Genomic DNA, 26,957 nt, shown 5'->3' with positions numbered 1-26,957 from the left:
AATTGTAAAAAAAAGAAGCCTCCTTCTCATGAAGGACGCTTCCTAGTTGGGATTGCCAAAATAAAAACCGTACTTAGAATTAACAAGCCACCGAGCACTTCAGATCCATTGAAACTGGTATTAAAGCACACGACCGTTCCCAGCGTAGCTGACAGGGGCTCGAACGTATCTAACAGCCCCGCGGTGGTCGGTGAAATGTATTGCAAACTGGAAATAAAACAAATAAACGCCAGCATCGTGCCAAAAATCACGATGAAGCCGACGCCCAGCACAACCCCGACGCTGAGGTGGGGCGGATTCACCCAGACGGGATGAATCAGGCTAAAGATCACGCCCCCAATCAGCATCGCCCAGCCAACCACGACCAGCGTGTTGTTGTGCTGAATCAAGCGGACTGGTAGCATCGTTTGTAACGCTCCGGCTAGGGCGACGGTCAGACCCAGTCCAAAAGCCGTGGGACTGATCGCCAACTGGGTCAGATCCCCCTTGGTAACCAGTAACCACGTTCCAATTAAAGCCACGAGCACCGCACTGGCCTCCGGTCGACTTGGCAACTGGTGATAAATCAGGGCCGTCAGGATCACAATCATCACGGTTCCCAAGCTTTGCATAATTGTCGCGGTCGCCGGATTACTGGCGCGCACGGTTAGTAAGAAAAAATACTGTACGCCGGTTAATCCCAAGAGCGCATATAGAACCAAACTTAACCAATTGGATCGGTTCCAAATCGCTAGAATTGGTTGCCGCTGGCCAAACCGGACAAAGAGCAGAATCAAAACGCCCGAAACGAGCATTTTCACGCCCATGAGCCACTCCGTGGAAAAGCTATGATCCTGATATAAAAACTGAGAAACGGGACCCTGAATCCCCCACATTAAGGCTCCTGCAATTGCAAGGAACACCCCCAGGTAGGTTCGGGATTGCTGCATTCGTACTGTCATTAGGATCGGTCTGCGTAACCGTGCGGATGGGTTTGTTTCCACGTCCAGGCGGTTTTAATAATCTCTTCCACGTCATCATACTGCGGCTTCCAGCCCAATACCTCGCGGGCTTTGTGGCTATCCGCAATGAGCGTATCCGGATCCCCACCCCGCCGGGGGGCAATTTCTGCTGGGATTGCTCGGCCCGTTACCCGTCGGGCTGCCTCTAAAATCTCGCGGTTCGAAAAACCGGTCGAGGAGCCGAGATTAAAGACTTCGCTCGGATTTCCCTGTTTCAGGTATTCCATGGCTAAAATGTGGGCATCCGCTAAATCTAAGATGTGAATGTAATCCCGGACGTTCGTGCCATCCGGGGTGTCATAATCATCCCCAAAAATCTTCAACTGTTCCTGTTGCCCCGCTGCGACCTTCAAAACCATCGGAATTAAGTGGGTTTCTGGTTGGTGATCTTCTCCAATTGAACCATCCGCCTTGGCACCCGCCGCGTTAAAGTAGCGCAGGGCCACGGAGTGAATCCCGTCGGCTTGTTCGACCCACTTCATAATGTGTTCCATCATTAACTTGCTTTCCCCGTAAGGATTAATGGGATCCTTACGATCGGCTTCGTGAATCGGAATCCGTTCGGGGTTACCATAGGTGGCCGCCGTTGATGAAAAGACCACGTATTTAACCCCGGCGCGTTGCATGGCTTCTAAGAGTACAATCATCCCGATCACATTGTTATCAAAATACTTCAACGGTTTCTGCATTGATTCCGAAACTAACGAAAAAGCATCCATGTGAATCACAGCCTCGATGTCTTCTTGCGCAAATAAAGCGTCTAAAAAGTGGGCGTCGCGGGTGTCCCCTTCATAAAACCGGGCCTGTGGATGAATTGCAGCCCGGTGGCCCGTTGACAAGTTATCAGCGACCACTACGTCATAACCCTCGTTAATCAAGCGATCAACCATGTGTGAGCCGATGTAACCGGCTCCTCCAGCAACTAAAACTGCCATTGTCTCTTACTCCTTTATTAAATCGTGGTATTGGTCAGCTCGTTGAAAAAACCGTTGTGAATAGGAACAAACTGGTTTAATCCAATCATGCTGCTCGCGGGCATACTCAGCCACTGCAACCATTAATTGACTAGCAATCCCCTGACCCCGCAAACTGGGAGCGACAAAGGTATGGTTAACCGCTAACACATCGTCAGTAACGGTGAACGTTACCTCCGCCACTAACTGGCCGGCCGCGTCATTTTGATAGAACCGACCAGGTTCAAATAAAAACGACATAGTTTCTTCCCCCTCTAATTCGTTTACCGTATTATAGCATATCTAGTTTAGGACCCGAGCTAGCTGGTCAGCCTTGCAACGACGGCTCTCATTGACTATTAACGGCTGAATAACTATAATTTGGTTTGAATTAATGCTCATCAACAGGCTTTATTTAGGAGATTACTCAATGAACAAAACTGAAATTAACCAACGTTATTCCGAATGGTTGCACGCTAGTGACCTGCCAGCCGAATTACGTACCGAACTCCACCAGCTCACTGGTGACGAAGCCGCCATTGCCGATGCCTTTGGTACTTCCTTATCGTTTGGAACGGCCGGAATGCGGGGGGTTCTGGGCGCGGGAACCAACCGGATGAACATCTATACGGTGCGCCAAGCCACCGAGGGCTTAGCTAAATTAATGGAAACCCTCCCTACGACTGAACGGGAACGCGGCGTGGTCATTAGTTTTGATCCCCGCTACAACTCCCAGTTGTTTGCTCACGAAGCTGCCCGCGTCTTAGGGGCTCACGGGATTAAATCCTTTGTCTTTGACGAAATCCGGCCAACTCCAGAATTATCCTTTGCAGTTCGCCACTTACATACGTACGCGGGAATTATGATTACGGCTAGTCACAATCCCAAACAATACAATGGTTACAAAATTTACGGAGCCGATGGGGGGCAGATGCCCCCACGCGAATCAGATTTAATGACATCGTACGTGCGCCAGGTTACCGATTTATTTACAATTCCCGTGGCTGAAGAACCAGAACTCCGCCAAAAAGGCTTACTTAACATGGTGGGAGAAGACGTCGACGTCGCTTACCTGAACCAACTAAAAACCGTCAACGTGAACCACGAATTAATTCAAACGGTGGGAAAAGACCTTAAATTCGTTTATACCCCCCTTCATGGAACCGGAAAAATCATTGCCCGGCGTGCCCTTTCGGATGCCGGATTTCAAAATTACGACGTGGTGGTCGAACAAACCATTGCGGATCCCGAATTCCCAACCACGCCGTTTCCCAATCCTGAATTCCCCCAAACCTTTGACCTAGCAATTGAACTAGGGCAGCGGGAAAACGCTGACGTCCTCATCGCCACCGACCCCGACGCCGACCGACTGGGGGCAGCGGTTCGCCAACCGGATGGCACCTACCAACTTATGACCGGGAATCAAATTGCCAGCGTCTTGTTAAACTACATCCTCCAAGCCAAGCAGGCCGCTCATGACCTCCCGGCGGATGGAATGGTAGTTAAATCAATTGTTTCCACTGAATTGGCTACTGACATTGCTAAGCACTACAGCGTTACCATGAAAAACGTGTTGACTGGGTTTAAATTCATTGCCGAACAGATTCAAGTCGCTGAAGCTAACCACGATCACACCTTCCTGTTTGGATTCGAAGAAAGCTTTGGCTACCTAATTAAATCGTTTGTCAGAGACAAAGATGCCATCCAATCAACGCTGTTGCTGGCAGAAGTGGCAGCCTTCTACAAACAACAGGGAATGACGCTGTACGACGGGTTACAATCTCTGTATCAAAAGTACGGCTACTTTGAAGAAGAAACGGTCTCCAAGGAATTTGTCGGCTTAGATGGTCAAGCAACCATGAAAACCTTAATGACCGACTTCAGAGATCACCCGCTGACCACCTTTAACGGGGTTGACGTAGTGGCCAAAGAAGACTTCCAGACCTCCCTTCGTACTGATAAAGACGGAACCCAAACGCCAATTGATTTACCCCAATCCAACGTTTTGAAGTATTGGTTCGCAGACGGCACGTGGCTGGCCATTCGCCCGTCCGGAACTGAACCAAAGATTAAGTTTTACGTGGGGGTAAAAGCTGATTCCCAAGCCGTTGCTTCCCGCCGCTTAGCCAGCTACGTGACCGCTATCCATCAAAAATTACTTCACGAAGCAACAGCTTAACCGACGTTAAAACCACCTGACCAGCCTGCGCTGGTGGGTGGTTTTTAGTTTGGCCTGTGGTAGCTGCCCGGTGTAGAAACCCTGAACATGCCCGTTGCTTATCTCTACGCCTAGCAATCCCGAAATAATCCGGTTTTTTGGAGGTTCCTTGTTTACAATTACTATTGTTACTTATAAAATAAACAAGTTAGAACCAAATCTGCCAACGGAAAGGGAGTGTAGCCATGACTTTTGAAGAGTTAAAGGAATATGGTCAGCTATTCTACCGCGAAAATTACAAATTAGATCGCAATCTAGAAACCAAAGTGTTTAAGATTAACAACATTAAAGCCTACCAACGCGAACCCAATGACGCGGGCGGAACCACCGATTGGACCGACAATCTAATTTTGCTATATAACCTGTTGCATCAACTTCTCGGGAGCAAATTTAGTTTTCAACTAAACTTTAAGAAACGGACCATGTCGCTTTATTTCGCCATCAAAAAACCGGTGACGGTGGCGGCCTTACAAACGCAATTGCCCTTAGTTGAAGTCGTTAGCGTCGAAACCGATGAGGTCTCTTCAATTGCCACCGTTGACATTAGCAAGTTTCAAGCCAATTATGGCCACGCTACCCAGCTCTTTGAGCAGGATCCATACGCAGACTTAGACCTCAGTGACCTAGCGAGGCTGGATGCCAAAGCACCCAGCAAACAATCGACGGGCAATCAGCACTCCGATGCGGATGCAGAATCCAGTCCCAACGACGATTTAAGTCTAAACGTTGCAACCCTCGATACCGAGCGAGATGCCCTCACCGAACTCACTAACCTAACCGGGCTGGAGGAAGCCAAGCACCAAATTACCGACATGGTGGCCATCGCTAAGATGAATCAACTCCGCAAGGAACAGGGCTTAAAAGTGCCTGCGGGCCTGAGTAATCACATGATTTTCACCGGAAACCCCGGGACGGGAAAAACCACCGTCGCCAAGTTGTTTGCCACTATCCTCTACCAAAACCACATTATTCCGGCAAATAAGCTCGTCCTAACCGATCGTTCCGATCTTGTTGGTCATTACACCGGAACCACCGCTGACCGGACCAAAAAGGTGATTCAAGCGGCTCTCGGGGGCGTGTTATTCATTGACGAGGCCTATCAGCTCTCCCATCCAGACAGTCCTACTGATTTTGGTCACGAAGCGATCGACCAACTAATCATCGGAATGGAGAACCACCGTTCCGATTTAATCGTGATTCTAGCGGGCTACACTAAGCAAATGGAAACCTTTCTAAACGATAATCCTGGATTGCGGTCAAGGATTCCCAACCGGGTCCACTTTGAGGACTACACCACGGGCGAATTAACCCAGATCATCCTGAACATGATTAAGCAAGAACAAGTGGTTAACCTGCAGGATCAGAGCTATTTTACTGAGGTGGTTACCGCGTTTATTAACCAACACCATCCCAGTGGAAACGCCCGGTGGGGCCGAAATGTTTACCAAGCGATGCTCCAAGCGCAGGCGCGCCGGGTCGCCTTTCAAGCCCACCCAACCAAAACAGCGTTACAAACAATCACCAATGACGATGTTGATGCGGCGCTCATGACCACCCCCACTAACTAAGCGCAGATAACCACACTCAGCCAAACTACTATCATATCCAAAGGAGCAAGCTAATGAAAATTGGAATTTTAGGCATCGGCCACATGGGAACTGCCATTCTCAAGGGCCTCTGCAATTGTTACGACTCCAGTGAGCTTTATGTCAAAGCTCACCATGTTAACGACCAACTGCTCGCGTTACAACGTGAGCTGGGCTTTCAGATCTTAACTGACGAGCAGTTACAGGAGGTAGACGTCCTGTTCATTACAACCCCGGCAGCGGTCACCATCAACATCTTAAACGGGATCCAACTTAATCCACAGACAACCTTAATTTCCGCGGTTCAGGGGGTGACTCCAACGCAACTTAAGACGATTTTTCCCGAAAACTCCGTAGTCTGCATTATTCCTAACATTCCCGTGGCCGTAAACGCCGGGTGCATCGCCATGGCTACCACTGAGACCGCCACGAGTGATGATCAGCACCGCGTCACCACCATTTTGCACCAACTAGGCACGATAATTCCCGTTCCTGAAGCTAACCTTGGGATTGTGGGGACGGTGGCTGGCTGTGGCCCCGCCTTCGTTGATATCTTTTTAAGTGCCCTTTCGGATGCCGCCGTGCAAAATGGCTTGGATCGTCCCACCGCGACTAAAGTGGCGGCGAGCATGGTCTATGGCAGCGGTAAGTTAGCCCTTGAAACGGGCGCCGCTCCCGACGCCTTAAAAGATCAGGTCACTTCTCCTGGTGGTTCAACCATTAAAGGAGTCGTGGGCCTCGATGAAAAGGGCTTTCGGGCTGCCATTAACTATGCCGTTAATCAAGCTAACGGAACTAATTAACACGACCAAAGACGCTCAGCGTCTTTTTTCTTTGAAAGGGAGGCTTTGCCATGTCAAATACCAATCATTCGACCATTTCACTCAAGACCAACTTAGCCATTCTAGCGACGGCGTTCCTTTCGTTTGCGGGGGTTCTAATTGAAACCTCTATGAACGTCACGTTTCCAGAACTGGCACGCGAAATGCACGTTTCCTTGAATCTCATCCAGTGGATTACCACGGGGTACCTCCTCGTGGTTACCATGACGATGTCAACCACGGCCTTTTTACTAAAACGGTATCCGGTGAAACGGATTTTCATCGCTGCCAGTACCCTGTTTATTCTCGGTGATGTCTTGTCACTGTTCGCCCCAGCTTTTCCCATTTTACTGCTCGGCCGTTTAATTCAAGCCGGTTCCACGGGATTGGCAATGCCAATGATGTATCAGGTCATCTTTGCTTTGATTCCCAAACGGCGCATCGGAACCTACGTTGGAATTGCTTCGATGGTAATCTCCCTCGCTCCAGCACTCGGACCAACGTACGGAGGAGCCCTTTCCTCGCTCCTTTCGTGGCGCTATATCTTTATCGTTATTTTGCCATTTGTCATTCTCACCCTGTTGCTCGGGACTCGAACCCTCACCTTACAGCCTCAGGGCGTAACCAAGCGCTTCGACTTTCTGGCCCTCGGGTTATTAGCAGTCACCCTCTTTGCCTTTGTGTGGGCCACTAACCAACTGGGAAGTGCCCACGGTCAATTGTTGCCCTGGTTGCTCCCCTGCTTAATCGGGCTGGTGAGCTTGGCCCTCTTTGTGTGGACCAACAACCACGGCAACACCCAGCTACTTTCCCTCCATCCCCTTAAAGTTCCAAGCATCTCCATGAACGCCATCGTTTACATGATGCTGATGTTCGTCAACATTGGTATTTCCTTTGTGATTCCCATTTACGCTGAGGTCGTCTTTCACGTCACCCCGCTCGTGGCTGGGTTGATTTTACTTCCCGGATCCATTATCGGGGGCGCCATCTCTCCGGTGGCTGGATTCGCTTACGACCGCTACGGTGCCTTTAAACCCATTCTCACGGGAATGATCATCTTCACAACGGCAACCTTTTTATTCAGTATCTCAAGCGCCTGGGCAACTCCCGTATACTTTATGCTCCTCTTCACCCTACTCCGCATTGGGATGAATCTGGCGTTTGCAAACCTCCTCTCCAACGCGCAAGCGCTGGCCCCAGTGACCCAATCAGCTGACGTTAACTCATTGTTCAACATGCTGCAACAGTACGCTGGTTCGGTGGGAACCAGTCTCTTGGCCTCTGGGTTAGCACTGTACCAGCATCAAGCTCATGGTGCTGCTGCTCAGATCACGGCGACCATCAGGGGTGGCCATTTGGACTACACGCTGTTATTCGTGATTGCCGTGCTAATTACGATTTTGGCCTTTACTAACTGGCACCTCCAGAGCAAGTCGGCGCCCCATGCCTAACAACACTGCCTCAGCTAAACTAGCTCCTAACCAGCACCAGTTGACCCCGGACCAGCGCTACTTGGTCGCCCGAATTCTCGCCTTCACCAAGCACCACCGAACCGGGGGTTCACCTGCCGAGCGGATGTAACTGATCCTGCCGTTTTTAACCGCATGAAACAACAGATCATCCTGAACACCGTCAATGTCCTTTTAAACCGAGGCCTTCCAGTCCGCCCTGTTGCGTGACTACCAGCGCCTCCTCCAATCATCAACTCCATAAACTAAAAAAGCTGTCCGAGTAATCATCGGACAGCTTTTTGGCTGCTTTAGCTTTGGATTATTTGGGGCGCCGGGTTCTGCTAACCGTCACAAGCAACAGTAAAACCCCACTTAGCAACAGCATTCCAAGCCGTTGAAGCCAATTCGTTGCCTTCGTCCCGGTGGCTGGTAACACAGCAGAGCGTGGCCGCGATTGCTCAGGCGCTCCTTTCAAAACAACCGGGGTTGGTTGGGAAGTTTGCTGAACCGGAGGCTGGGTCCGCCCTTTCGGCGTCCCGGTCAGCGGCTGCGGTTGAGACGGAGTGGCCGGTTGCATTGGGCGTGCGGGACCATTTGGTTGCACCGGTTGCGGTGGGTTTCCGGGCATTGCAGGTTCGTGTGGTTGCACTGGCGTAGCTGGAACCTGCGGTGGAACCACGGTCGGAGTTGGTTTTACCGGTGGAACTGGGGCAACGGGTGGAATCGGGGCAATCGGCGCCTGAGGTTTGGTTAAATGGGACTGCTTCGTATTCGTCGTTGAGATTTCCCAACAACCATATTCCGGATTATTCGTTGCAGCATACGTAACGTCAAACACACTCCCACTAAATTGGATTAACCCCGCGCCAAAGTAGTTGTATGGCGACGTGGTTTTATCCCAATTATATTGATCATAATATTGCTGAATCCATGCTTCACACCCGCTCGCATCTCCAGTCTGATTATACTGATCAAGGGCCTGTTTCAACTGATCCATCACGGTACCCGGTAGGTAGTTCCAGGTTAAAGCGCCCTTTAGAACCGAGGGCCACGGTAATCCCGAATTAAAGTTGGGAATCAACATTGATTGCTTCGCTTTTACTGAGGACCCAGCGATTGTAATCGCGCTACCTCCCGAGTTAACGGTTGCGGTCTCTGGTTCTGAACCATCACTAGCGAAGTTATTTAGTGATTCAATCTCTGCGTAAGCGGTTCCGGGAACAAAGTTAATTGGTTGACCGTTGGCATCAAAATACGTCATTTGCATTCTAATTGATTTATTTTTGATCCCGGACTGCAATCCCCCGTTTCCAAAGACAAAGCCCTGCGTGGGATCAAAGTAAACGTCTAACGTTTGCAGTCCATCTGAAGGGGCTTAAAAGGTCTCCATTGCCCCCACCACCGGAGTCCGGACCCCCGTTTCAGAATTTAGATAGTACCCGTTTAAGTTTGAAAACTTAATCGTTGCGATCAAATCATGATAACCATTAACATCATGCAGTTGCCCGCTCGTCCACACAATCTGAAAGTGGGGAGTGGGCTGGTGGTTGGTATTGGAATTCGGGATCGCTTCTGAAACCACTTTAATTAAAACCCCATTGCCTTGATAAATAATTTGACCCTGGGCGGCTGGTGAATGACTCATGACAAAGTTATTGACCAACGTGGTTGGATCCACCTCACCGTGTTGCTTGGCATAATCAATTTTGGCATCGTAGTTCTGTAAATCGCGTTGGTACTCCACCTTCTGCGCTTGGTAACGTTGCTCCGCCTCCTGATAAGCGCGTTCCTTGGCTTGGTACGCTTGTAAGTCACGTTGATACTGCTCGGCTTGCGCTTGATATGTTTGCTCAGAAGTAGTTACAGCCGTAGTTTGCACTAGGTACTTTTGCAGTGGTTGTGCGGAATCGGTCGTGGAGGCCGGTGTTGCCGTCTTTTCAGCAGATCCGGCTGGAGTTGCACTCGTCGGTTGAGCTGCCGTGAGCTGGGCTGGGGACGGAGCTGGAGCTGGAGCCTGAGTTGGCGTTATTTCCGAAGTAGCCACTTTCGGTTGACCAGTTGCGGAGGCGTTAGCTGGTTGAGACGCCGTCGGCGTGGACGGAACAGCCTGGTTCACTTCTGCAGTCGAAGCCGTTGGCTTTGTCGCCTGCTCCGCTTCCTTTGGTTGCACTGGCTGGGCTGCAGCTTGCACTGGTGCGTCCGCTTGCACTGGCTTGGTGCCGACCGTGGTCGCATCAGTGGCCGCATAAACGCGATTCCCAACTAACGGAACTACTCCCGCAAGCGTCGCCGTGGTAAGGGCAGTAAAGAACCATGTCTTTCCAACTCGATCAATTTTGTAGTGTACTTTTTTCTGCATGTGCATTCGCTCCCTCATTCGAAAAATCAACGTTCGGAATATTTGAATTGTAACAAACTAAGGGAAAATCCTAAATCAGAAATAGACTGCCATATGTCAAAATCATTACAATATCATATTAATTAATTTATTAAAATCTAAGAACCAGTAAATTAATAATTTTATAATAAATTTACGCAAAAATGTGACATTTTGATAACTATGTCACATTTAACCGTAATTTTAATCAAACTAAAAAGTTCCCAGGATGACCTAGGAACTTTTCTCTGTCTAATCGCTAATTAACTACGGTGACTTATTTACACATCACGATCTAATTTATTATAGTACTCAACTTCAATCGTCTCTGGATGGATTAGGAGCTTGGTAATACTCCCATTTTTAGCTGCTTGCCCATCGTCAAGTTCCGGAGCATACCGATCAACAATCGACCGAATCGTCATCCCGTGTGACACAATCAGGATAGTTTGTCCGTCCGTCGTATTTTCGCGAATCTGGTTAAAGCCCCGGTCTAACCGGTCCCAAAATTGCTGGTTGTTTTCGGCATTGTTATACAAATCGGCCTTCGCAATCAAATCCCGCGCCCGTTCTAGCCCATAGTGATCTAGAACTCCTGCTTCGTTCGTGATATCGACCTGCTCGCCGACAAACTGCCACATCTGATCGAGATTTTCTCCTTCAAAGTAGCCGTGGAATTGTTCCCGCAGTTCTGGATACTGGTAGGTAATGATGTCCATCCCCCGGGGGTTTTGTTGTAAAATTTCCCGCCCCGTCGCAACCGCACGGCCAGAGTCACTGGTAAAGGCGGCGTCAAAGCCCACCTTAGCTAACCGCGCACCCGCAGCTTGGGCATCCTGAATCCCCTTGGATGTAAGGGGAGAGTCAATCCAGCCCTGCACCTTGTTGTACAGGTTTAAATAAGTTTGTCCGTGTCTCACTAAATATGCTGTTACTACCATTTTTTATCTCTCCTAACCGTCCGGGGCGTTTTCCACCACCAACTAGCCAGTAACACTCCTAGAAGGCCAAATCCGGAAATAAGTAACCCGACTTTAAGTCCCGGAGTTTGATAATGAAACGCTAAGCGATGGTGCCCGGGCGTTAAGGTAACTTGTGACAACCCGTTTAGCGCCTTCTTCATTTTAACAGGTTTCCCATCGGCTGTAATCGTCCAACCCCGGTCGTATGGAATGCTAATCAGGACTACCGGGCGGGCCCTGGTCGTGCGAACTTGCGCGGTCAACCGGTCCCCGTGCAGTGCCAACTGTTGCGGCTTATCAACCTGGAGCAGGTAGGGTTTGGTTGCCTGTTCAAACCGTTGCACTGGTTCTGGTTGATAACTAGCAAAGGTCGTCCGCCAATCCTGGGCGGTTAACTGCCGATTACTCATCAAGGTCACCACAAATGGCTTAGACTGCTTCCCTAACGAAATGAGTTCTGCACCGTTTTGTGGATAGCGACTCGCCACGCGTTTTCCATGAACCGCTAACTGGAGTTGCTGGTTGGGACTAACCCGTTGCAAATCAAGGTACTGAGGGCCTGGCAAGGCCGGCGTGACCCGAACCCGATACTTAAATTGCCTCCCCTGCCGGTGTCCTTGTAATGTTTGAACTTGATTAGGGTGAAAGACGGTTTGCTTCGTGTTACTTTCCGCCTGGAAAAGGCGATTTAAGTTTCCGTACACGTCCTGGTTAATCAAGCGGACGTGGGCACTGCGGGCTGCAACGGCATAGCCCAGTCCCGTATTTTGCGCATTTTCCGTAATGGTGCGGTGCCCCTGCCGATCAATCTCAACCTGCCGTCCCACGCTTAACAGCTGTGCCGTAACCGGCGTTAGCCCCCGAACACTAACCCGCCGTTCGTTACGACTGTACAAGCCGAGTTTCGTGAGTGCATCGTGGGTGTGCACATTTAATGATGAGGTGTAACTGTTAACCCCATAAAAGTTAAATAAGAGCGAGTCATTGTACTGGTTATAATTAATGTTAAAACTATGCGTATAGAGCTGATTATTAACGTCTAGCCGGGTAAAGCGCTTGGTCCGTCGGGCGGTTTCAACTAGCCGAGCGGATTGCTGAAAGTGGCGGGCAAACCGGGGTTGATTGCCATATTCGTTGGTCCCCCCGAGGGCTAACCAAAAGTTCGTGCCCATTTCCACGGCCACAACCACGAGGATCAACGGCCACCATCGGGGGTGCTTTTGGCTCAACAAAATTACCCCGACCGTCACTCCCAGAAAGATGAGCGCGACAATCCAGTTCCAGTAACTAGTAACGTAAAACGGGGTGGCCCAGTGCAAGGCGCGGGCAATCCGGATTTCTAACCAGGCCGCTCCGTACCCCAGCGTCAAGAGTCCAGCTAAAATGATGGCTGCTTTGATCACCACGGCGCGTGATCGCAACGCCCCCCGCTGCCAGGCCTGGTACCCCAACCAGATCATCACAAAGCTCAACATGTAAACTTCCCGGAAGGGGAACCCCGCGGGCATTTGGAACATGTGCCAAATGGTATCAAAGGTGGCAATCAACATGCCGATAAAAATGGCGCCGACTAACCAGACGGACGCCCGTTTTTCGTGCCGAGTAATCCGGGGACTCAGCCAAAAGACCAGCATCCCCAACGCAAAAAAACTACCTACGAATAACGAGGGCTCGTGGTTTAAGCGACCCACAAAGTTAGTAGCTCCCACACCGAGACTCAAAAAGTCCGATGGGAGGAAGCGAACGACGGGCAGGAAACTAACGAAGTTTAAACTCCCCTTACCAGTGGACAGCATCCCCACGAGGGTCGGAACTAAGAGGACTGCTGACAAGGCGCCACCAAGGAGCGAACTAACGATGTATTTAGCTAGGATAGTTCCCTGCGTCTTGACGTACGCCCAAAACTTCATGGACTGCGGCTGATGTAAGAGCAGGAGGTAAATAAAGTAAATCACGGAGTAGACGCACAGCATGTAGCCCATGTAATAATTCAAAAGAATTCCGACCAGTAAGGTAAAGGTGTACCACCCCCATTTACCTTTCGTAAAGAGCCGGTCAAGCGCAAGGGTTAAGAACGGTAGGACCATCAGCGCTTCGAGCCACATAAAATCGTAAAAATACATGGCCACGAATCCGCAAAGTCCGTACGCCGTTCCCGCTACTAGTTGGCGCCACTCAAATCGGTGTTCATGCACACGGAGAAAAATCACCATGCTGAGGCTAATCAAGCCAATTTTAATCATGATTAGCGCTTCCATGAGTAAGGGAATCTGGGCGCCCTTTACCAGTCCGACCAGTAGATTTAAGGGACTCATCAGGTAGTAGGTATAGACCGGAATGGTATTATCTCCGAGGGAGAATAAAAAGGAATAGGTACTAATCGTCCCATGCTGTAACTGCGTGCGCAAAAAATTAAAAAAGGGAAAGTACTGGGTGGCTAAGTCACTTACCAAGAGGTTGTGATTCCCCACGGGAGCAATCCCACGACCCGCAAACGCCACGATCACAATGGCGATAGGCATGAGAAAAGCCACTACGTAGCCCAGAAGGGGCTTCAATTGCTTATTCATTAACTTCAACACTTTCTGTGATTATCGGTTCGGATAAATTGCCGTCAATTTTATTTTACTATAAAACCGAGCTCGCCTACCAAATATGATATAATTAAGATTGTATTAAGGACACCATAAGGAGGAAACACTATGTTTAGTTCAGAAAGAAAATTTGATCCATTTACGTTAGTCGTAGGGATTTTGTTTGCGATTCTGTCGTTAGTAATTTTGAAATACCCCAACGGTTCTTTGATGGTCGTTGCTTACATCATTGCCTTTGCTTTGATTATGGAAGGGATCTTCAAGTTAGCTGATTTAAGTGCCATTGATAAGACACTGGGGATCAGCAATACTTGGATGATTATCAGTGCCATCCTTGACTTGATCCTTGGGGTTTTGATTATCTTCATGCCTGGTTTGGGTGGCATCTACCTCTGGGTAGTTCTATCCATTTCGTTCATTGTTGATTCACTCTTTGAACTCTGGGCAAGCCGGTACATCAGCAAAAACCACAAGGGTTACTTCTGGTTTACGGTTATCTTAGGAGTAATCGGCTTAATCTTAGGAATTGTGCTGTTATTCAATCCGATATTAGGGGTCAGTACCAGCCTCTTCTTAATTGCTTTTTACCTCATGTTCTTCGGAATTTTGTTGGTCGTTCGTTCATTCTAAACAACGATTTAACGGGAGTGGTCTCAGACCACTCCTTTTTTATTGAGCCACCGGAGCTTCCTCATTATGAAATATGCCGGGACGGCCACTGGTTGGGGCTATCGGTTGTAATAACCCCATCACTGAAATCATTACCTCCCGTCAGGACCATTTTATTTGTATAGGAAAGAAGCTTGTCAGTAATCCACCTGACAAGCTTCTTTTGTTCTGTAATTTAAATAAGTTAGTCGGTTTTTCGCGACCACAGTAGCGCCACCGTAATAAAAAGGCCGGGACCAAGAATCATCCATAACGTAGTGGACCACTGTCCGCTCATCACTGGTGCAATCAACGTAAACAAGATGGCCGCCCCTACGGTTACTAAGACCACGATCGACGCTAAGCGCGCCACGGGATAGCTCTTAAAGAACACGAATGGATGGGCAACCCGTTTCTTGCGAAACTGCCAGAACGCAAAGGCCACAAACAGGTATGGGAGTGACATCGACACGTTGGTCATAGAAACGACAATCTGGAAGAACATTTTAGCATCTTTGCCACCAAAGGAGACCAGTAAAATGAACGCCATCACAATGAGGGCTTGTATCTTCATGGCGTTCACCGGTAAGTCCTGTTTCACTTTTCGTAACCATGCTGGCCACATGTGGGCCGGCGTTCCTTCGACCAGTTGTTTAATTGGCGAAAAGACCACCGTTGTAAAGGCACCCATTAAGGCCAAGAACATGGACAAGCCGATGTAGCGAGCCACCCAGAGGCCCATTTGGACGGCAACAGCGTGGGGATAGTGCAACGCGAGGCCTAGTTGGTAACCAAAGTTATTCATGGCAATAAAGGCTTCGTTGCCAATGTTGACGTGCTGACCTCCATTAGCATTAAAGACCTGGTTCCAGTTCGTAAACATCCCCGTCACAAAGATCCCGAGGGCGTAGACAATCGTAATTAAACTAGCACTAATCGCAATACCCCGGGGAAAGGTCTTTTGGGGCTGCTTGGTTTGATCAACCAGCCCACTTATAATTTCAATCCCCCCAAAGGCAAAAATTGCGTAAACGGAAAAACCAAGCACGGCAATTCCCGTCTGGTAATCCGGATTGGGGGATTTAAAGAAGCTCAGCAAACTCAACGGCTGAAGGGGATGTCCGTTCAAGAGCAGGATAATACTTCCCCCCACAATCAAAATGAAGCTGGCCAGTAGCATGGCCGTTCCCCCAATGGAGGTAATCAGTTTAAACTGCTTTAACCCCCGGCTAGCCACAAAGGTCACGAGGGCCACCAGGGACACTGCTAAGATCCCTAGCGTCTGAACATCGTTAAGGCCAAACAGATGCCAGCTCTGGGTTTTATCCACCCCAAAGATGGCCGTAGAAATCGGAATCCAGATAATGGAACTGGTATTCAGCATCCACGTAATGAAGGAGGTATACCACATCACAATCCCCACAAAGGCATACCGGGGGTTAACGGACGCCGCCATCCACGTATAAATTCCCCCTTTGGCGCTGGGATATGCAGACCCAAACTCCGCCACCATAAACGCAAATGGTAAGAAAAAACAAACGGCTGCAATCAGATAAAAAATAATGGAGGCATAGCCCATTAAGTAAAAGGCCCGTGGAATGTTAACAAAGTTAAAAATCGAAGTAAAGATAATCAATACTAACGAAATTAAAGTTAATTTTCGGTTATTCATCTGTTTAAATTCCTCTCAAAGTTAATGACGGTTATAATAACTCCCTTAACTCTGATTTTGGACTTTGCTCCAGATTACGCAGATAGGTGCGCATGGCTGCGTTAGTACGATAGCCACAATCATCGCCTAGTTCCACCACCCGATGGAGGGGAACCACTAACCACAGCGGACAGGCCTGCATGGCCGCCCGCACGGTGGCTGGGTCAACGCGTAATTGTGCTGCAAGGTCAGCCAGCTTCAGAGTTTTTCCATAGGGAATTGCACTAATCAGCTGCCAGACCTCTTCTTGTTGAGGAGTCCCATCCACCAAGTAATCCAGGGGAAAGCCAAAGGACTCACTCTTCCCCTTCAAATACCGTTTCAGGGCTTTTCGGTACCCATCCGTCTGTTGGTGATCATGGCTGTATTCAAACGGGGCTGCATAAAACCGCAATACCTGTGAAACCCCACAATCAGGCGAACTAACAAAATTGAGTCCCGCATCGGTAACCGTATAAAAGACCTTTTGGTCATTGATGTTAATTGCATCCCAGTATAACCGTTGCATTTAAATAACTCCTCGTTTCGTTCCAATGATATGCTTGCTATTTTAGCACATTTAGCAATTAAAACCTAGTTAACCCGCACCAGCAGCGCTTGAACAGATAACGAAAACACAAGCACCATCCCCAGCCAAACACTAGGAACCAGGCTCCTAGTGAAATTAATCTCGCTCCCGTAATCCACGAAGCCGGTTGGTAGGAAACCGTTACTTGATTGGCACCTGACCGGGTAAGCACCTGAATGGCGCCAATTTCGGTTACGGAAAAGTGGTTAGCATCCGCGTGTTGCCCGCGCTGTAACGTTTGCCCGTTCAGCCGGACCCGCGTATCATGATAGGCCACCACCGGAATGGTAGTCACCGCAGCTTGGGATTCACGCCAGGCCACATGTAACTGTCCCTGCCGATCAACGTGTTTAGTAAAGCGGGACGACCGCGACATAATCTGAGTTTGATACTGCGTTTGTAAGTGGCGAACGTTAACACGACCACTGTTATTAGGCAAATAGTCAGTAATCCCCCGCCGTTCGTCTAACAACGGCCTATTCAGATCAGAACTGGCAAAGTCCGCTTTGAGACGGGCGTTGGTAACCCCCGGTTGGTAATAATCATGACGATGTTTGACCGGAGTATAAACCCCAACTTGGGGTGGTTCGGTCTGTCCGTGCCAGTTATTATCGGCCTGAAATTTCACATTACGCATCCCTAACATCACGGTCATGACGGTTAGTAACCCCACCAGGGCATACAAGGACCCATGCACCCAATGCAACTTGGGCATGTCCAGCACGGTTGTGAGTGACATTAAAAAGCCCGCCAGAATTAATAAGGCTGCAAAGGAAAAAAAGCGGGAAGGAAACTGGAGAAAGTGGTTTAGAAACGGCAAGTACCGCCCCACCAACCGCCAGGGAAAGAGATTTGAGGAAATGTAGAAAAAGACGAGCCCAATTCCAGTTAGAAAGTAATTTAAGCGCCGTTGCGGGCGCACTAACCATAACAAGGCAATTTGTCCACTAATAATTACGATAAACACAATTCCGAGATCGGTCTGCATCCAATTCGGGCTTAAAAAATGCATGGCTCCCTGGGCTAAACTCTTCACGGCAAACGGCGCCACCAAGTGGTTATGCAGCATTACGTTCACAAATACCACTAGGTAATTAGCAGTTAGTACGAGCGCGCCAAGTGCATTTAACCCTAAACGTCCAAGGTACCGCCCCTTCGTTTTCGACCGCCACCAACCGACGAGGGCAAAGGGAACCAGCATTAAGCAGGTCATCACTGCACTCAAGGTGTGCATTTCGATTAAAAGCGCGATGACCAACCCAAGGCCCCATGATATTTTCGTCGGGCGCCCGTCCAGTAACCCCAACCCCATTAGAACTGCTAGGGGCAGTATCATCGCTCCCCAATCCAGAAAGGCCGCACTCGTGATCCAATATGTAATAAAATTCTGGCCTAAATAAATGAGGGCCCCTAGAATTGCTAAGGACCGATGAACATGTAACCGACAAAATAGCACCCACGCACTAACTCCCGCACCCACTAAAATCAGGGTGCCGGTCACTAGTTGGAAACTAAACCAACTACCGGTCAGCCACAAAACCAGCCCTAATACATACGCAAAGTACGGTCCATAGAGCGCATTAATCATTTGACCTGATTGTTGGTACCCATAGTTACTCATGAAGTAGTTAAACCGCCCCGTTTGCAATTGCTGAGCAGCATCATAAATTCGATTGAAATGAAAGAACGTATCGTATCCGAGGATGACGGTGTGTTTTTGCCACTGCATTAACATGATCAAGCCCGCTGCCACAATAATCAGCAACATTGCTAGGCCCCATTCACGGAACTTTCGCATGTCGTCATCCCTCCTTTCGTATTTCCGACTTTTCCATTTTACACCAAAAAAACACCCCTCACCATTATGAGCGAGGGGCGTTATTTTAACGTTGGCGGCGTTTGAAAACGTAGTAGAGCGTCACAAGTCCGTACGGTAAATAGGTACAAACCACTAGTACAGCTAACAAGATCACTAATGGCGTCACCGTTTTTTGCACTAAATAGGTGATGATTAGCGCTAAGCAGAGTGGCGTAATCGTAATGTTCGCCAAGTGACGCAGTTTTAACAAGCGCTGCTCAATTTGTGCTTGCGTCATGTGAACCTCCTACAGAAACTATTGAAAGAGCTTAAAGCGGTCCGCATCATCCATAAATTCCTTTGCGTCCGCTGGTTTTTCAATCGAACCAAAGTTCATTTCGGCGCGGAGTTGCCAACTAGCGGGAAGCTCAAATCGGGAAGCTACCGCTGCGTTGATCAACGGATCGTAGTGTTGAATGTTTACTCCCAACCCGTTTTCTTCGAGTCCCGTCCACACGGCAAATTGGGCGTTTCCCTGCGCTTCTTCCGACCAGTTGTATTCTTGATATTGATAGGTAGCTAACGCTGGATTATCCGTATAGTCCTTAACAACATCCATATCAGTGTAAAACAAAATCGAGGCGTAGGCATCCCGAAAGCTACTAATCTTTGCCTTTGTCCGTAAGAAAGCATCCGGGGCGACCTGTTCTTCAAGCGTGGTTTCCACGATGTCCCACAGCGCTGCGTGGTGTTCGTTAAACAACACAACGGCCCGTACCGGTTGACTGTTAAATGCCGACGGGGTGTTGCGGACAATTTCCTTAATGTAGCGATAAAGCTCCGCTTGGTCGAACTGGACGTTTTTCCCCAAATGATAAATCGTCCGCCGTTGCTTCATTAAATCTAATAATTGGGTGTTCACGAAGGTTCCTCCTACTTAATTTGGTTTTCAGTTGCACCAGTATCAATGGCATCTTGAAAGTTTTGTAAACTAACTTTAATCATGTCCTTGGTAGCTGGTTCCGTATCATAACCCATGTGCGGGGTAATAATTACGTTCGGGTAGTGTTTCATCAAACTCAGTAATTCTGGATCCGGAATGTCATCTAAACTATCGAACTGCTGGCCATCAATGGCATTTTCATCTGGAATAACGTCAGCCGCATAGCCAGCTAGATTACCATCAGCAAGGGCATCGGCCACGGCAGCCGTGTCGACCAGTTCACCCCGGGCGGTGTTCACTAAGACGGCCTGATTCTTCATATTTCCAATCTCAATCGCCCCAATCATAAGGTCGTTTTCCCCTGGGATATAGGGAACGTGGATCGAGACGATGTCTGATTGCAGCAACAATTCGTTTAAGGAAACAAAATCAACGTCAGGATTATCGTTGGGGGTGCGTTGGTATCCCAACACTTCGGCACCTAAGTTGTGCCACAATTTTGCTTCGGCTGCTCCCATGTGCCCAACTCCAATGATGCCCACCGTTAGATGGTCAATTTCATTGGCAAAGTAGCCTTGATGCAGTAAGAAATCACCTTGGTTGGTATTGTCGGTTGCTTCCGTAACGTGGCGCACCAGGTCCAAGCCCAGGGTCAACGCTAATTCTGCTACTGAGTATGGTGAGTAACTTGGAACCCGAGCCACCATAATGTCACGAGCACTCGCAGCATCTAAATCAATGTTGTTGTACCCCACAAAGCGAGTGAAACAGTACTTAATCCCTAAGCTTTTGAGCGCTGCTAATAATTCTGCGTCCGCGTTAGTCGTCCCATCAATTAAAACGCCGACGGCCCCGTTAGCAGTTTCAACGTTGTCCGTCGTTAAGGGTTCTTCAATTAATTTTAATTCAAAGCGATCGTGGTTGAGTTCTTGATACAGCGGTTTTTCCAAGTCACGAACATTATAAACCGTAATTTTAGCCATGCTTAATCCCCTTCTATTCGCTTACTGGGTACAATGGAGCACCCTTTGTTAATGTGTTAGCAACATTTTCAAAACTAATCCGAATCGTGTCTTCAACCGCTGGCTCCGTAAAGAAGCCCATGTGCGGAGTTACTAAAACGTTAGGATAGTTTTTCATTAACTCTAGATTAAGCGGGTTGGGCAAGTCATCCAGTGAATCAAATTGTTTCCCGATGATGGCATCTTCATCCAAAATTACGTCCGTTCCATAACCACCGAGGTGCGAATTACGCACCGCATCCGCCACCGCCTGGTTATCAACGACTTGCCCCCGGGCAGTGTTCACCAAAATAGCCTGGTCCTTCATCTTCGCGATTTCAGGATCACCAATTAACTTTCCAGTTTGCCCCGGAATGTACGGAATGTGGAGTGACACAATGTCAGAAGTCCGCAGCAGTGTATCTAAATCCACAAAGGAAACCACGTCATTGTCTGGAGTGGGGTTCCGTTTGTAAGCCACGACCTTAGCGCCTAAGCCACGATACAGTTTCGCTTCGGTCATCCCAATCTTGCCGGCCCCAATGATGCCCACCGTTGCGCTGTGAATTTCATTGGCATAGTAAGTTGGCAGCAACCGAAAATCCCCATCATGCGTGTTTACAGTGGACTTGGACACGTTCCGGAATAACGTTAGGCCAAGCGTCAAGGACAATTCTGCCACGGCCCGCGGGGAATAGTTAGGCACATTGGCAACCTGAATCCCCAGGTTTCTGGCCGCCTTAACGTTAATGTTATTTACACCCACGACCCGGGTGTAGATGTATTTCACCCCTGCACTGGCTAACCGTTCTACCACTTCGGCATCACAATCGTCAAAGGCCGTAATCATAACCGCATTAGCCCCTTCGGCCCGATCCACGTTATCAAGTGTGAGCCGTTCCGCTACCAACGTTAGGTCATAATTATCCTTATTAATTTTTTCAAACAGTGGGGTTTCGACCTCACGTACGTTATACACAGTTATTTTAAACATATTCATTCTCCTCAGTCGGTCTATGCTTAATTATAAGGTACTTGGAAATTAGATAGCAAGAAATTAAGGAAATCTCCCCTAGCAATCTTTTTAAAAATGACATTTATCACAATCAATGGCATAATTATAACTATGATTACTCAGTTACAAGGAAGTGTGATTATGAAAAAAAGAATTATTTACATTGATCTCATCAATATGCTTGCCATTTTTTCCGTTTTAATGCTGCATTCTTCCCAATTCATTAACAACAAGGGGATTATCGTCAAGAATGACCTGATTCAAGCAATTTTTATTCCGGCTGTTTACCTGTTCATTATGAATTCAGGGGCGACCTTATTAAACTATCGGGAAAAATATTCAACTAAAACTTTTCTCATAAAACGAATGAAACGGGTTGGCATTCCCCTAGTCGTTTGGAGCGTTATTTACTATCTTTATGATATAAAATTCACTGCTTTTCCAGGACCAATTCCCCATCCCAATCCGGGCATCAAAGACTTCCTGTTTAGCTTTTTAAACAATAACATTAATAATATCTTTTGGTTTTTCTACGCCATCATTTTACTGTATTTGTTAACTCCGGTGCTGGCAATTCTAGCCAAGCACCATAAAGAATTGCTGCTTTATCTAGTAATTTTAAGTTTCATCGGAACCTACGTATATTTATACTTTGCTAAAGCTTTGAATCTCCCCATTATTGGTGGGGCCACTGGGGTTCAGATTAATCCAATTGCCTCTGAATTTGTAGGCTTCTTCATCATGGGTTACCTGCTTAAAACTGATTACTTTTCAGTTAAACTGCAAAACATCCTGATGGCGCTCGGTGGAGTGGCTCTGGTCATTTCTTTGCTCCTTTGTCTCGTAAAGTTAGACCGCTTTGCGCTCGGTGGGCCCCTGCTCTGTTTCTACTCCGTCGGTCTCTACTTATTGGTCAAGCGAGTTAGCGAAAGTACTGCTTTCTTCTCTAATCACGAAAAGTTGATTGCAGCCACGGCCTCAACTAGTCTAGGCATTTATATCCTTCACCCCCTCTTCTTTAAACTGTTTGAAATTAGTTTCAAACCCTTTCCAAATAGTTTCAGCTATGTTTGGCTAATGCCAATTGTAACTTATGTGGTGGGTGCCGCTATCATTTACTGGGTTCGTAAAGTTAAACTGATTAAGCAAATCCTCCCTTAGGAACTTAAAGAAAAAACTGCTCTCGACCAAGCTTCGCCAAGAGCAGTTTTTTCTTTTTACATTAATTTGGTTTTAAACACTGTTTTACAGCTGCGTAGAGATAATCGCCATTGCGGACCTTCGCCCCAATTGATTGGGCATTAGCAACCATCTGCTGAAACTTAGCATCATCAAGCTGGGATAAAACATCCGTCAAATCATCAATTCGGGCAACGGAAATTCCAATTTGATGGCGGTTAACGAAATCGCTAATGGCTGCTTTTTCCCACACAATCACAGGCATATCTGCACTGAGGTAAGCAGACAGTTTGTAAGGATTATTGTATCGTAAATAATTTCCAACGGAGCCAGTTACGCCGTTAACTGAGGTTCCATCCCAAACCAGGCCAAATCCACGGCCCATTTCCTTTGCCAACTGCGTAGGCGAAACACTCCCGTGGTAATGTAACGATGGATTAAGTTGACTAGCATCATCAATGTTACCGTATAATTCAAACTTAACTGGATTGTGAACCTGCAAATTAATTAAAAAAGGTGCTTTATTCAGATTCCCAGCAAAGGTGACCTGATTTTTAGTTTGGCTCGAATTTGCAACTTCGTTCCGTTTCGCAAGGTAGTCAAAAATCCTTAAATTAACAACCTTGGTCGTCAGTCCCGTCTGTCGGAGCAGTTCGGTCATTTTAGGATTGTGCGCAATCACAAAATCATACCCGTTCAAATAGTTCACTTCGTTTTGGAGGTCACCAAAAATACTCCAGTTAAACCGCAACGAGTCAAGATCATGCACTAATGCAATGGTTGTTACCCCGTGTTTTTGCAAATATTCTAGTAAATAAGTTTCAAACTTTGCGCCCGTATAGATTGGGTAGTGCACCAAAACAACGTCATCAGCAGTCAAATGGAGGGGACCTAATTTGTGCTTAATTCGACTGTGGATTAGCCAATTTTGATCAATCCGACTATGCTTATACTGCTTAATGTTTACGGGCTGAAATGCGAGTCGATCGGCTAAAATCCGTCCTGCATCTGCTTTGGGCTTATTATCACCAGAACTGCCGTCAGCACGAACCATATTAATTATGTATCTACTCATAAACTACCTCATTACTTAGTTTTTAAATCCCGTTGGTTTTGGCGGGTTTTTTTGAAAATTCCAATTTTTCTTCTGGACGAAAAATACTTACTGCACAAGACTCGAATAAAATCATGGGTTACGAAGTGCTGGAACTCGGGCTTTAATTGCACAGCATCTTTATGATCGTTAACCTTAAATAAATCATACATAAAATCGTTAATGGACCCATAATACTGCAGGTCTAATAGCTTAAACACCTTATTATTGGCGTGCGGATCAAGATTTTTAGCTGCAATGGTCTGTAACTCGTGGTACGTTTTTAACCAATTCTGTCCCTTTTTCAACACCCCGGCGACACTCCGATTTTTTCGCATGGCGCTATCCTGGTTGGGGCGATAATAATAAGTGACTCGTGGTCCATAAACTAACTTGGTTCGAGTTTCAACTGCGAGCTTAAACACGAACAACAGATCTTCACCCATAAAAATGTTAGGAACAAAGTTCAGCTGGTATTGTTTAATATCACTCGTATAAAATAGCTTATTCCACAGGTAGCCCTCTACCCCCCGCGAACCAAGCAATTCACACAAGGAATCGTTAAACGAGTACACCCGGGGCCACTTGAAATTCTTCGGGTTGAGCTTTAAATGGCTGCCACCCCCGGTAACCGCAATCCGGACATCATTGGCTTCAATGAGTTTTACTAGTTTTTGCACGTGCTTTTCCAACAACAAATCATCGGCATCCGCAAAGGTTACGTATGTTCCCTGGAGCTGCTCAAGCGCTCGATTTCTAGAGTACGAAACCCCCTTATTTTCCTCATTCACCAACACCGTGACCTCAAACTTAGACCGATGTTGATAGTCACGAAGGATTGCAACTGAACCATCACTAGAATGATCATCAACCAGGATGGGATGCAAATTGGGATATGTCTGTTGCTCCAATGAATTTAAACACTTTTGTAAGAATTGCTCCCCGTTATAAACCGGAACAATCACGTCCACCATGGGTACCATTAGCAAATTCCTCTCCAATTACACAATTTTTTCAAGCGTTGTTAACAAGCGATGATCATACTCATCAGTATACATGAACTGAATTGAATTTTTGATGGCCTGGGGATCAAAGTTCGTGGTTCCGGCAACAAACTGGCGTAAATTCGTAGTTAATGCCTGGTAGTCCCCTAACTGATATAGAAAGCCGTTTTGTCCCTGCTGAATAATATCACTAGGGCCCACGGGACAATCAGAGGAAATGCAGGGAATCCCATAGCTCATTGCTTCCGCTAAGACCATTCCAAACCCCTCATAATTAGAGTTTAGAACTAGGGCATTGGCTGTCTCAATTGTTTGTAGTGGATTCTCAACCCAACCATGGAGCTGAACATTCGCCCGTAAGCGGGAATCCTGAGCAATCAACGTCGCCACGCCTTCAGCATCTGGACCATTGCCAAAGATTTCTAACTTCCAATTACCATCTAAGGCTGCAAAACAACGTAGTAATTGCCGCAAATTTTTCTGACCATCTAAAAGAAGCCGGCCAATGTAAATAAATTTACATGGCGTAGTAGCTTTAATTACTTTGGTTTGCCGGTCAACGGGATTATAAATGACGTCGATGCGTTGCTCGGCAACTCCCAATTGTTCCAATTCTTGTTTAATCCCCGTAGAAATTGCCAGGTGATAGTCCGCATACTTTAGCGCAAAAAATTTCTTGGCAATCCCCGGATCCTTTTGCGAAACCTGAATCCACGAAATAATGGTGTACTTTTTCCTAAACAGGACCTTTACCATCCGGGCCAACATTACTTGGAGCGGTCCCAGAATAATTAACGCAGCCCCCTCATAGTGCACTAAGAAGTTAAATAGCGCCACTAGGTTTCGGCGCTTAGATGTACTAGCTGAGTTCGTAATTGGGACGTGCTGGCCGATTTGTTGAAGTGCTTCTGTGTAGTGAGAGTGCTGGAATACATATAGAGATAAATCAAACGTTTGCAAAAATGCTGGGCTAGTCAGCAAGTGCTTAACCACGGTGGTAATTCCGCCCGGCTCAATATTACAAATGACATCAATTTTTTTTTTCACAAAAAAGCTCCTCTTCTCCCTAGTCACTCATTTTTTTGTCGATACATTTTGATATAGAGTTTAGGCCAAAATCGGGCTAACCCAAGTGCTAAGCGATACTTATTATCTAAAGCTAGAAACGATTGCCAATTAATTCGAGTGCGTAAAAACTGCCATTGCTCATTACTGGTCCACGCCGCATTCGTCAAAATATTTCTGTGCACATAGTACAAATAAATGCGGGCTTTAAAACTAGCAAAGTACCTCGGTAAGCCCTGCTTCGTTTTGACAAGTTTTGCGACCGCGGCAATGTAATCATCACAGCGACTTAACAGCTGCTGCTCATATGAATTAGTGATCGAACCATTTCGTTTGTATAGCAGATACTCAGATCGGTGCACAAAACCAATTTCATTATAGTTAATTAGCTTTAAGTACTTCAGAATAAACAGGCTATCCTCAAAGATTTTATTGGCAAAATACAGCTGATGTTTTCTGATTAAACTTACGCGGAATAATTTATTCCATGGTCCAACATCTAACTCCTGATTATTAACTAAATAGGTTTGAATCAGTTGTTCGTTACTCCGCGCCGTTTCAAGTGCTGAATGGGTTTCAGTCAGCACCTCACCGTTTTGGAGATGCTTCTCAATTCCAACAATGACCAATTGCTGGTTAGGGCTTTGTTGCATTGCATTTTCGATGTAATCGGGGCGATATTCGTCATCGTCATCAGAAAAGAGCAGAAATTCTCCCTGCGCATGATCAATCCCCGTGTTCCGAGCTGCCGATGGTCCGCCATTGGCCTGCAACACATAGCGAACGTTGCGATATTGACTCGCATACTTTTTTATCATTGGAACGGTCTTATCAGTCGATCCATCGTCCACCACAATGACTTCAAACGAGTGCCCCGTTTGTTGTTGAATGATTGAAGTAAACGCGCGCGCTAGCGTTTGTTCTGCATTATAAGTCGTTAAGATCACACTAACATCATATTCAGCCATT

Annotated in this window: 25 protein-coding genes; 7 read left to right on the top strand and 18 right to left on the bottom strand. The window is 47.3% G+C overall.

Annotation, left to right across the window (positions count from 1 at the left end; genetic code table 11):
• Positions 1–26: 26 nt before the first annotated feature.
• From M8332_RS00665 to M8332_RS00655, 3 genes are read right to left on the bottom strand one after another with little or no spacing between them, the layout of a single operon-like run.
• A complete protein-coding gene (locus tag M8332_RS00665; RefSeq protein ID WP_252780246.1) occupies positions 27–941 on the bottom strand; it encodes a DMT family transporter in 915 nt (304 codons plus the stop codon).
• Positions 941–1,936 carry a UDP-glucose 4-epimerase GalE gene (galE, locus tag M8332_RS00660; RefSeq protein WP_252780245.1) on the bottom strand — a complete coding sequence of 332 codons (996 nt, stop codon included), beginning with the start codon at positions 1,934–1,936 and terminating at the stop codon, positions 941–943. The genes M8332_RS00665 and galE overlap by 1 nt, the downstream gene beginning before the upstream one ends.
• Before the next feature lie 6 nt (positions 1,937–1,942).
• Positions 1,943–2,215 (bottom strand): GNAT family N-acetyltransferase, encoded by a 273-nt coding sequence (locus M8332_RS00655; protein ID WP_252780244.1) that lies wholly within the window; start codon positions 2,213–2,215, stop codon positions 1,943–1,945.
• Between the two features lie 169 nt (positions 2,216–2,384).
• On the opposite strand from M8332_RS00655, the gene M8332_RS00650 reads away from it, so the two are divergent.
• From M8332_RS00650 to M8332_RS00630, 5 genes are all read left to right on the top strand, one after another.
• Entirely contained in the window at positions 2,385–4,133 is a 1,749-nt protein-coding gene (locus M8332_RS00650) for a phospho-sugar mutase (RefSeq protein WP_252780243.1), read from the top strand.
• Positions 4,134–4,357: 224 nt separating this feature from the next.
• On the top strand, positions 4,358–5,740 hold the full coding sequence (locus M8332_RS00645; protein WP_252780242.1) for an AAA family ATPase: 1,383 nt from the start codon (positions 4,358–4,360) through the stop codon (positions 5,738–5,740).
• Positions 5,741–5,793: 53 nt separating this feature from the next.
• Entirely contained in the window at positions 5,794–6,561 is a 768-nt protein-coding gene (proC, locus tag M8332_RS00640) for a pyrroline-5-carboxylate reductase (protein ID WP_252780241.1), read from the top strand.
• Positions 6,562–6,611: 50 nt separating this feature from the next.
• Positions 6,612–8,030, top strand: coding sequence for an MFS transporter (locus M8332_RS00635; protein WP_252780240.1), 1,419 nt, complete (start codon positions 6,612–6,614; stop codon positions 8,028–8,030).
• Positions 8,023–8,160, top strand: a complete 138-nt coding sequence (locus tag M8332_RS00630) for a hypothetical protein (protein WP_252780238.1) — start codon at positions 8,023–8,025, stop codon at positions 8,158–8,160. Before M8332_RS00635 ends, M8332_RS00630 begins: the two co-directional genes overlap by 8 nt.
• Positions 8,161–8,349: 189 nt before the next feature.
• On the opposite strand, the gene M8332_RS00625 is transcribed toward M8332_RS00630, so the two are convergent.
• From M8332_RS00625 to M8332_RS00610, 4 genes are all read right to left on the bottom strand, one after another.
• Complete coding sequence (locus M8332_RS00625; protein ID WP_289847032.1) at positions 8,350–9,390, bottom strand: GbpC/Spa domain-containing protein; 1,041 nt, start codon at positions 9,388–9,390, stop codon at positions 8,350–8,352.
• A 15-nt stretch (positions 9,391–9,405) separates the two neighbouring features.
• Positions 9,406–10,389 (bottom strand): hypothetical protein, encoded by a 984-nt coding sequence (locus M8332_RS00620; protein ID WP_252780236.1) that lies wholly within the window; start codon positions 10,387–10,389, stop codon positions 9,406–9,408.
• Between the two features lie 299 nt (positions 10,390–10,688).
• Positions 10,689–11,348, bottom strand: coding sequence for a histidine phosphatase family protein (locus tag M8332_RS00615; protein WP_252780235.1), 660 nt, complete (start codon positions 11,346–11,348; stop codon positions 10,689–10,691).
• A complete protein-coding gene (locus M8332_RS00610; protein WP_252780234.1) occupies positions 11,342–13,939 on the bottom strand; it encodes a YfhO family protein in 2,598 nt (865 codons plus the stop codon). The genes M8332_RS00615 and M8332_RS00610 overlap by 7 nt, the downstream gene beginning before the upstream one ends.
• Before the next feature lie 132 nt (positions 13,940–14,071).
• On the opposite strand from M8332_RS00610, the gene M8332_RS00605 reads away from it, so the two are divergent.
• Complete coding sequence (locus M8332_RS00605) at positions 14,072–14,593, top strand: HdeD family acid-resistance protein (RefSeq protein ID WP_252780233.1); 522 nt, start codon at positions 14,072–14,074, stop codon at positions 14,591–14,593.
• A gap of 223 nt (positions 14,594–14,816) precedes the next feature.
• Here M8332_RS00605 and yjeM read toward each other — a convergent pair whose 3' ends face one another.
• The 7 genes from yjeM to M8332_RS00570 form a co-directional block, all read right to left on the bottom strand.
• A complete protein-coding gene (gene yjeM / locus M8332_RS00600) occupies positions 14,817–16,283 on the bottom strand; it encodes a glutamate/gamma-aminobutyrate family transporter YjeM (protein ID WP_252780232.1) in 1,467 nt (488 codons plus the stop codon).
• A 31-nt stretch (positions 16,284–16,314) separates the two neighbouring features.
• On the bottom strand, positions 16,315–16,830 hold the full coding sequence (locus M8332_RS00595) for a methylated-DNA--[protein]-cysteine S-methyltransferase (protein WP_252780231.1): 516 nt from the start codon (positions 16,828–16,830) through the stop codon (positions 16,315–16,317).
• A 58-nt stretch (positions 16,831–16,888) separates the two neighbouring features.
• The gene (locus tag M8332_RS00590) at positions 16,889–18,688 is read right to left on the bottom strand and encodes a putative glycosyltransferase family protein (protein WP_252780229.1); all 1,800 of its coding nucleotides are present in this window, start codon (positions 18,686–18,688) and stop codon (positions 16,889–16,891) included.
• Positions 18,689–18,773: 85 nt separating this feature from the next.
• The gene (locus tag M8332_RS00585) at positions 18,774–18,986 is read right to left on the bottom strand and encodes a hypothetical protein (protein ID WP_252780228.1); all 213 of its coding nucleotides are present in this window, start codon (positions 18,984–18,986) and stop codon (positions 18,774–18,776) included.
• An 18-nt stretch (positions 18,987–19,004) separates the two neighbouring features.
• Positions 19,005–19,610, bottom strand: a complete 606-nt coding sequence (locus tag M8332_RS00580) for a nitroreductase family protein (RefSeq protein ID WP_252780227.1) — start codon at positions 19,608–19,610, stop codon at positions 19,005–19,007.
• An 11-nt stretch (positions 19,611–19,621) separates the two neighbouring features.
• Entirely contained in the window at positions 19,622–20,614 is a 993-nt protein-coding gene (locus M8332_RS00575) for an NAD(P)-dependent oxidoreductase (protein ID WP_252780226.1), read from the bottom strand.
• Between the two features lie 13 nt (positions 20,615–20,627).
• Positions 20,628–21,626, bottom strand: a complete 999-nt coding sequence (locus tag M8332_RS00570) for an NAD(P)-dependent oxidoreductase (protein ID WP_252780225.1) — start codon at positions 21,624–21,626, stop codon at positions 20,628–20,630.
• Positions 21,627–21,788: 162 nt separating this feature from the next.
• Between M8332_RS00570 and M8332_RS00565 the strand changes: the two genes are divergently transcribed.
• On the top strand, positions 21,789–22,808 hold the full coding sequence (locus tag M8332_RS00565) for an acyltransferase (RefSeq protein WP_252780224.1): 1,020 nt from the start codon (positions 21,789–21,791) through the stop codon (positions 22,806–22,808).
• A gap of 61 nt (positions 22,809–22,869) precedes the next feature.
• Here the strand turns inward: M8332_RS00565 and M8332_RS00560 are convergent, their stop codons facing one another.
• The 4 genes from M8332_RS00560 to M8332_RS00545 are packed head-to-tail and all read right to left on the bottom strand — an operon-like array spanning position 22,870 to position 26,956.
• Complete coding sequence (locus tag M8332_RS00560; RefSeq protein WP_252780223.1) at positions 22,870–23,901, bottom strand: glycosyltransferase; 1,032 nt, start codon at positions 23,899–23,901, stop codon at positions 22,870–22,872.
• An 11-nt stretch (positions 23,902–23,912) separates the two neighbouring features.
• Positions 23,913–24,902 (bottom strand): glycosyltransferase family A protein, encoded by a 990-nt coding sequence (locus M8332_RS00555; RefSeq protein WP_252780222.1) that lies wholly within the window; start codon positions 24,900–24,902, stop codon positions 23,913–23,915.
• An 18-nt stretch (positions 24,903–24,920) separates the two neighbouring features.
• On the bottom strand, positions 24,921–25,970 hold the full coding sequence (locus M8332_RS00550) for a glycosyltransferase (RefSeq protein ID WP_252780221.1): 1,050 nt from the start codon (positions 25,968–25,970) through the stop codon (positions 24,921–24,923).
• A 23-nt stretch (positions 25,971–25,993) separates the two neighbouring features.
• Positions 25,994–26,956: a glycosyltransferase family 2 protein gene (locus M8332_RS00545; protein WP_252780220.1), complete on the bottom strand. Its 963-nt coding sequence runs from the start codon at positions 26,954–26,956 to the stop codon at positions 25,994–25,996.
• Between the last annotated feature and the right edge of the window lies 1 nt (position 26,957).

Source organism: Fructilactobacillus ixorae (genome assembly GCF_024029915.1).
In the GTDB taxonomy this organism is placed as follows: domain Bacteria; phylum Bacillota; class Bacilli; order Lactobacillales; family Lactobacillaceae; genus Fructilactobacillus; species Fructilactobacillus ixorae.
Note: the sequence above shows the minus strand (reverse complement) of the source record. Positions and strands in the feature narration are given on the sequence as shown.

Bases quoted from the DNA above. Each gene is read 5' to 3' on its own strand.
- M8332_RS00665 (WP_252780246.1), bottom strand. From the start codon at position 941: ATGACAGTACGAATGCAGCAATCCCGAACCTACCTGGGGGTGTTCCTT.
- galE (WP_252780245.1), bottom strand. From the start codon at position 1,936: ATGGCAGTTTTAGTTGCTGGAGGAGCCGGTTACATCGGCTCACACATG.
- M8332_RS00655 (WP_252780244.1), bottom strand. From the start codon at position 2,215: ATGTCGTTTTTATTTGAACCTGGTCGGTTCTATCAAAATGACGCGGCC.
- M8332_RS00650 (WP_252780243.1), top strand. From the start codon at position 2,385: ATGAACAAAACTGAAATTAACCAACGTTATTCCGAATGGTTGCACGCT.
- M8332_RS00645 (WP_252780242.1), top strand. From the start codon at position 4,358: ATGACTTTTGAAGAGTTAAAGGAATATGGTCAGCTATTCTACCGCGAA.
- proC (WP_252780241.1), top strand. From the start codon at position 5,794: ATGAAAATTGGAATTTTAGGCATCGGCCACATGGGAACTGCCATTCTC.
- M8332_RS00635 (WP_252780240.1), top strand. From the start codon at position 6,612: ATGTCAAATACCAATCATTCGACCATTTCACTCAAGACCAACTTAGCC.
- M8332_RS00630 (WP_252780238.1), top strand. From the start codon at position 8,023: ATGCCTAACAACACTGCCTCAGCTAAACTAGCTCCTAACCAGCACCAG.
- M8332_RS00620 (WP_252780236.1), bottom strand. From the start codon at position 10,389: ATGCAGAAAAAAGTACACTACAAAATTGATCGAGTTGGAAAGACATGG.
- M8332_RS00615 (WP_252780235.1), bottom strand. From the start codon at position 11,348: ATGGTAGTAACAGCATATTTAGTGAGACACGGACAAACTTATTTAAAC.
- M8332_RS00610 (WP_252780234.1), bottom strand. From the start codon at position 13,939: ATGAATAAGCAATTGAAGCCCCTTCTGGGCTACGTAGTGGCTTTTCTC.
- M8332_RS00605 (WP_252780233.1), top strand. From the start codon at position 14,072: ATGTTTAGTTCAGAAAGAAAATTTGATCCATTTACGTTAGTCGTAGGG.
- yjeM (WP_252780232.1), bottom strand. From the start codon at position 16,283: ATGAATAACCGAAAATTAACTTTAATTTCGTTAGTATTGATTATCTTT.
- M8332_RS00595 (WP_252780231.1), bottom strand. From the start codon at position 16,830: ATGCAACGGTTATACTGGGATGCAATTAACATCAATGACCAAAAGGTC.
- M8332_RS00590 (WP_252780229.1), bottom strand. From the start codon at position 18,688: ATGCGAAAGTTCCGTGAATGGGGCCTAGCAATGTTGCTGATTATTGTG.
- M8332_RS00585 (WP_252780228.1), bottom strand. From the start codon at position 18,986: ATGACGCAAGCACAAATTGAGCAGCGCTTGTTAAAACTGCGTCACTTG.
- M8332_RS00575 (WP_252780226.1), bottom strand. From the start codon at position 20,614: ATGGCTAAAATTACGGTTTATAATGTTCGTGACTTGGAAAAACCGCTG.
- M8332_RS00570 (WP_252780225.1), bottom strand. From the start codon at position 21,626: ATGTTTAAAATAACTGTGTATAACGTACGTGAGGTCGAAACCCCACTG.
- M8332_RS00565 (WP_252780224.1), top strand. From the start codon at position 21,789: ATGAAAAAAAGAATTATTTACATTGATCTCATCAATATGCTTGCCATT.
- M8332_RS00560 (WP_252780223.1), bottom strand. From the start codon at position 23,901: ATGAGTAGATACATAATTAATATGGTTCGTGCTGACGGCAGTTCTGGT.
- M8332_RS00555 (WP_252780222.1), bottom strand. From the start codon at position 24,902: ATGGTACCCATGGTGGACGTGATTGTTCCGGTTTATAACGGGGAGCAA.
- M8332_RS00545 (WP_252780220.1), bottom strand. From the start codon at position 26,956: ATGGCTGAATATGATGTTAGTGTGATCTTAACGACTTATAATGCAGAA.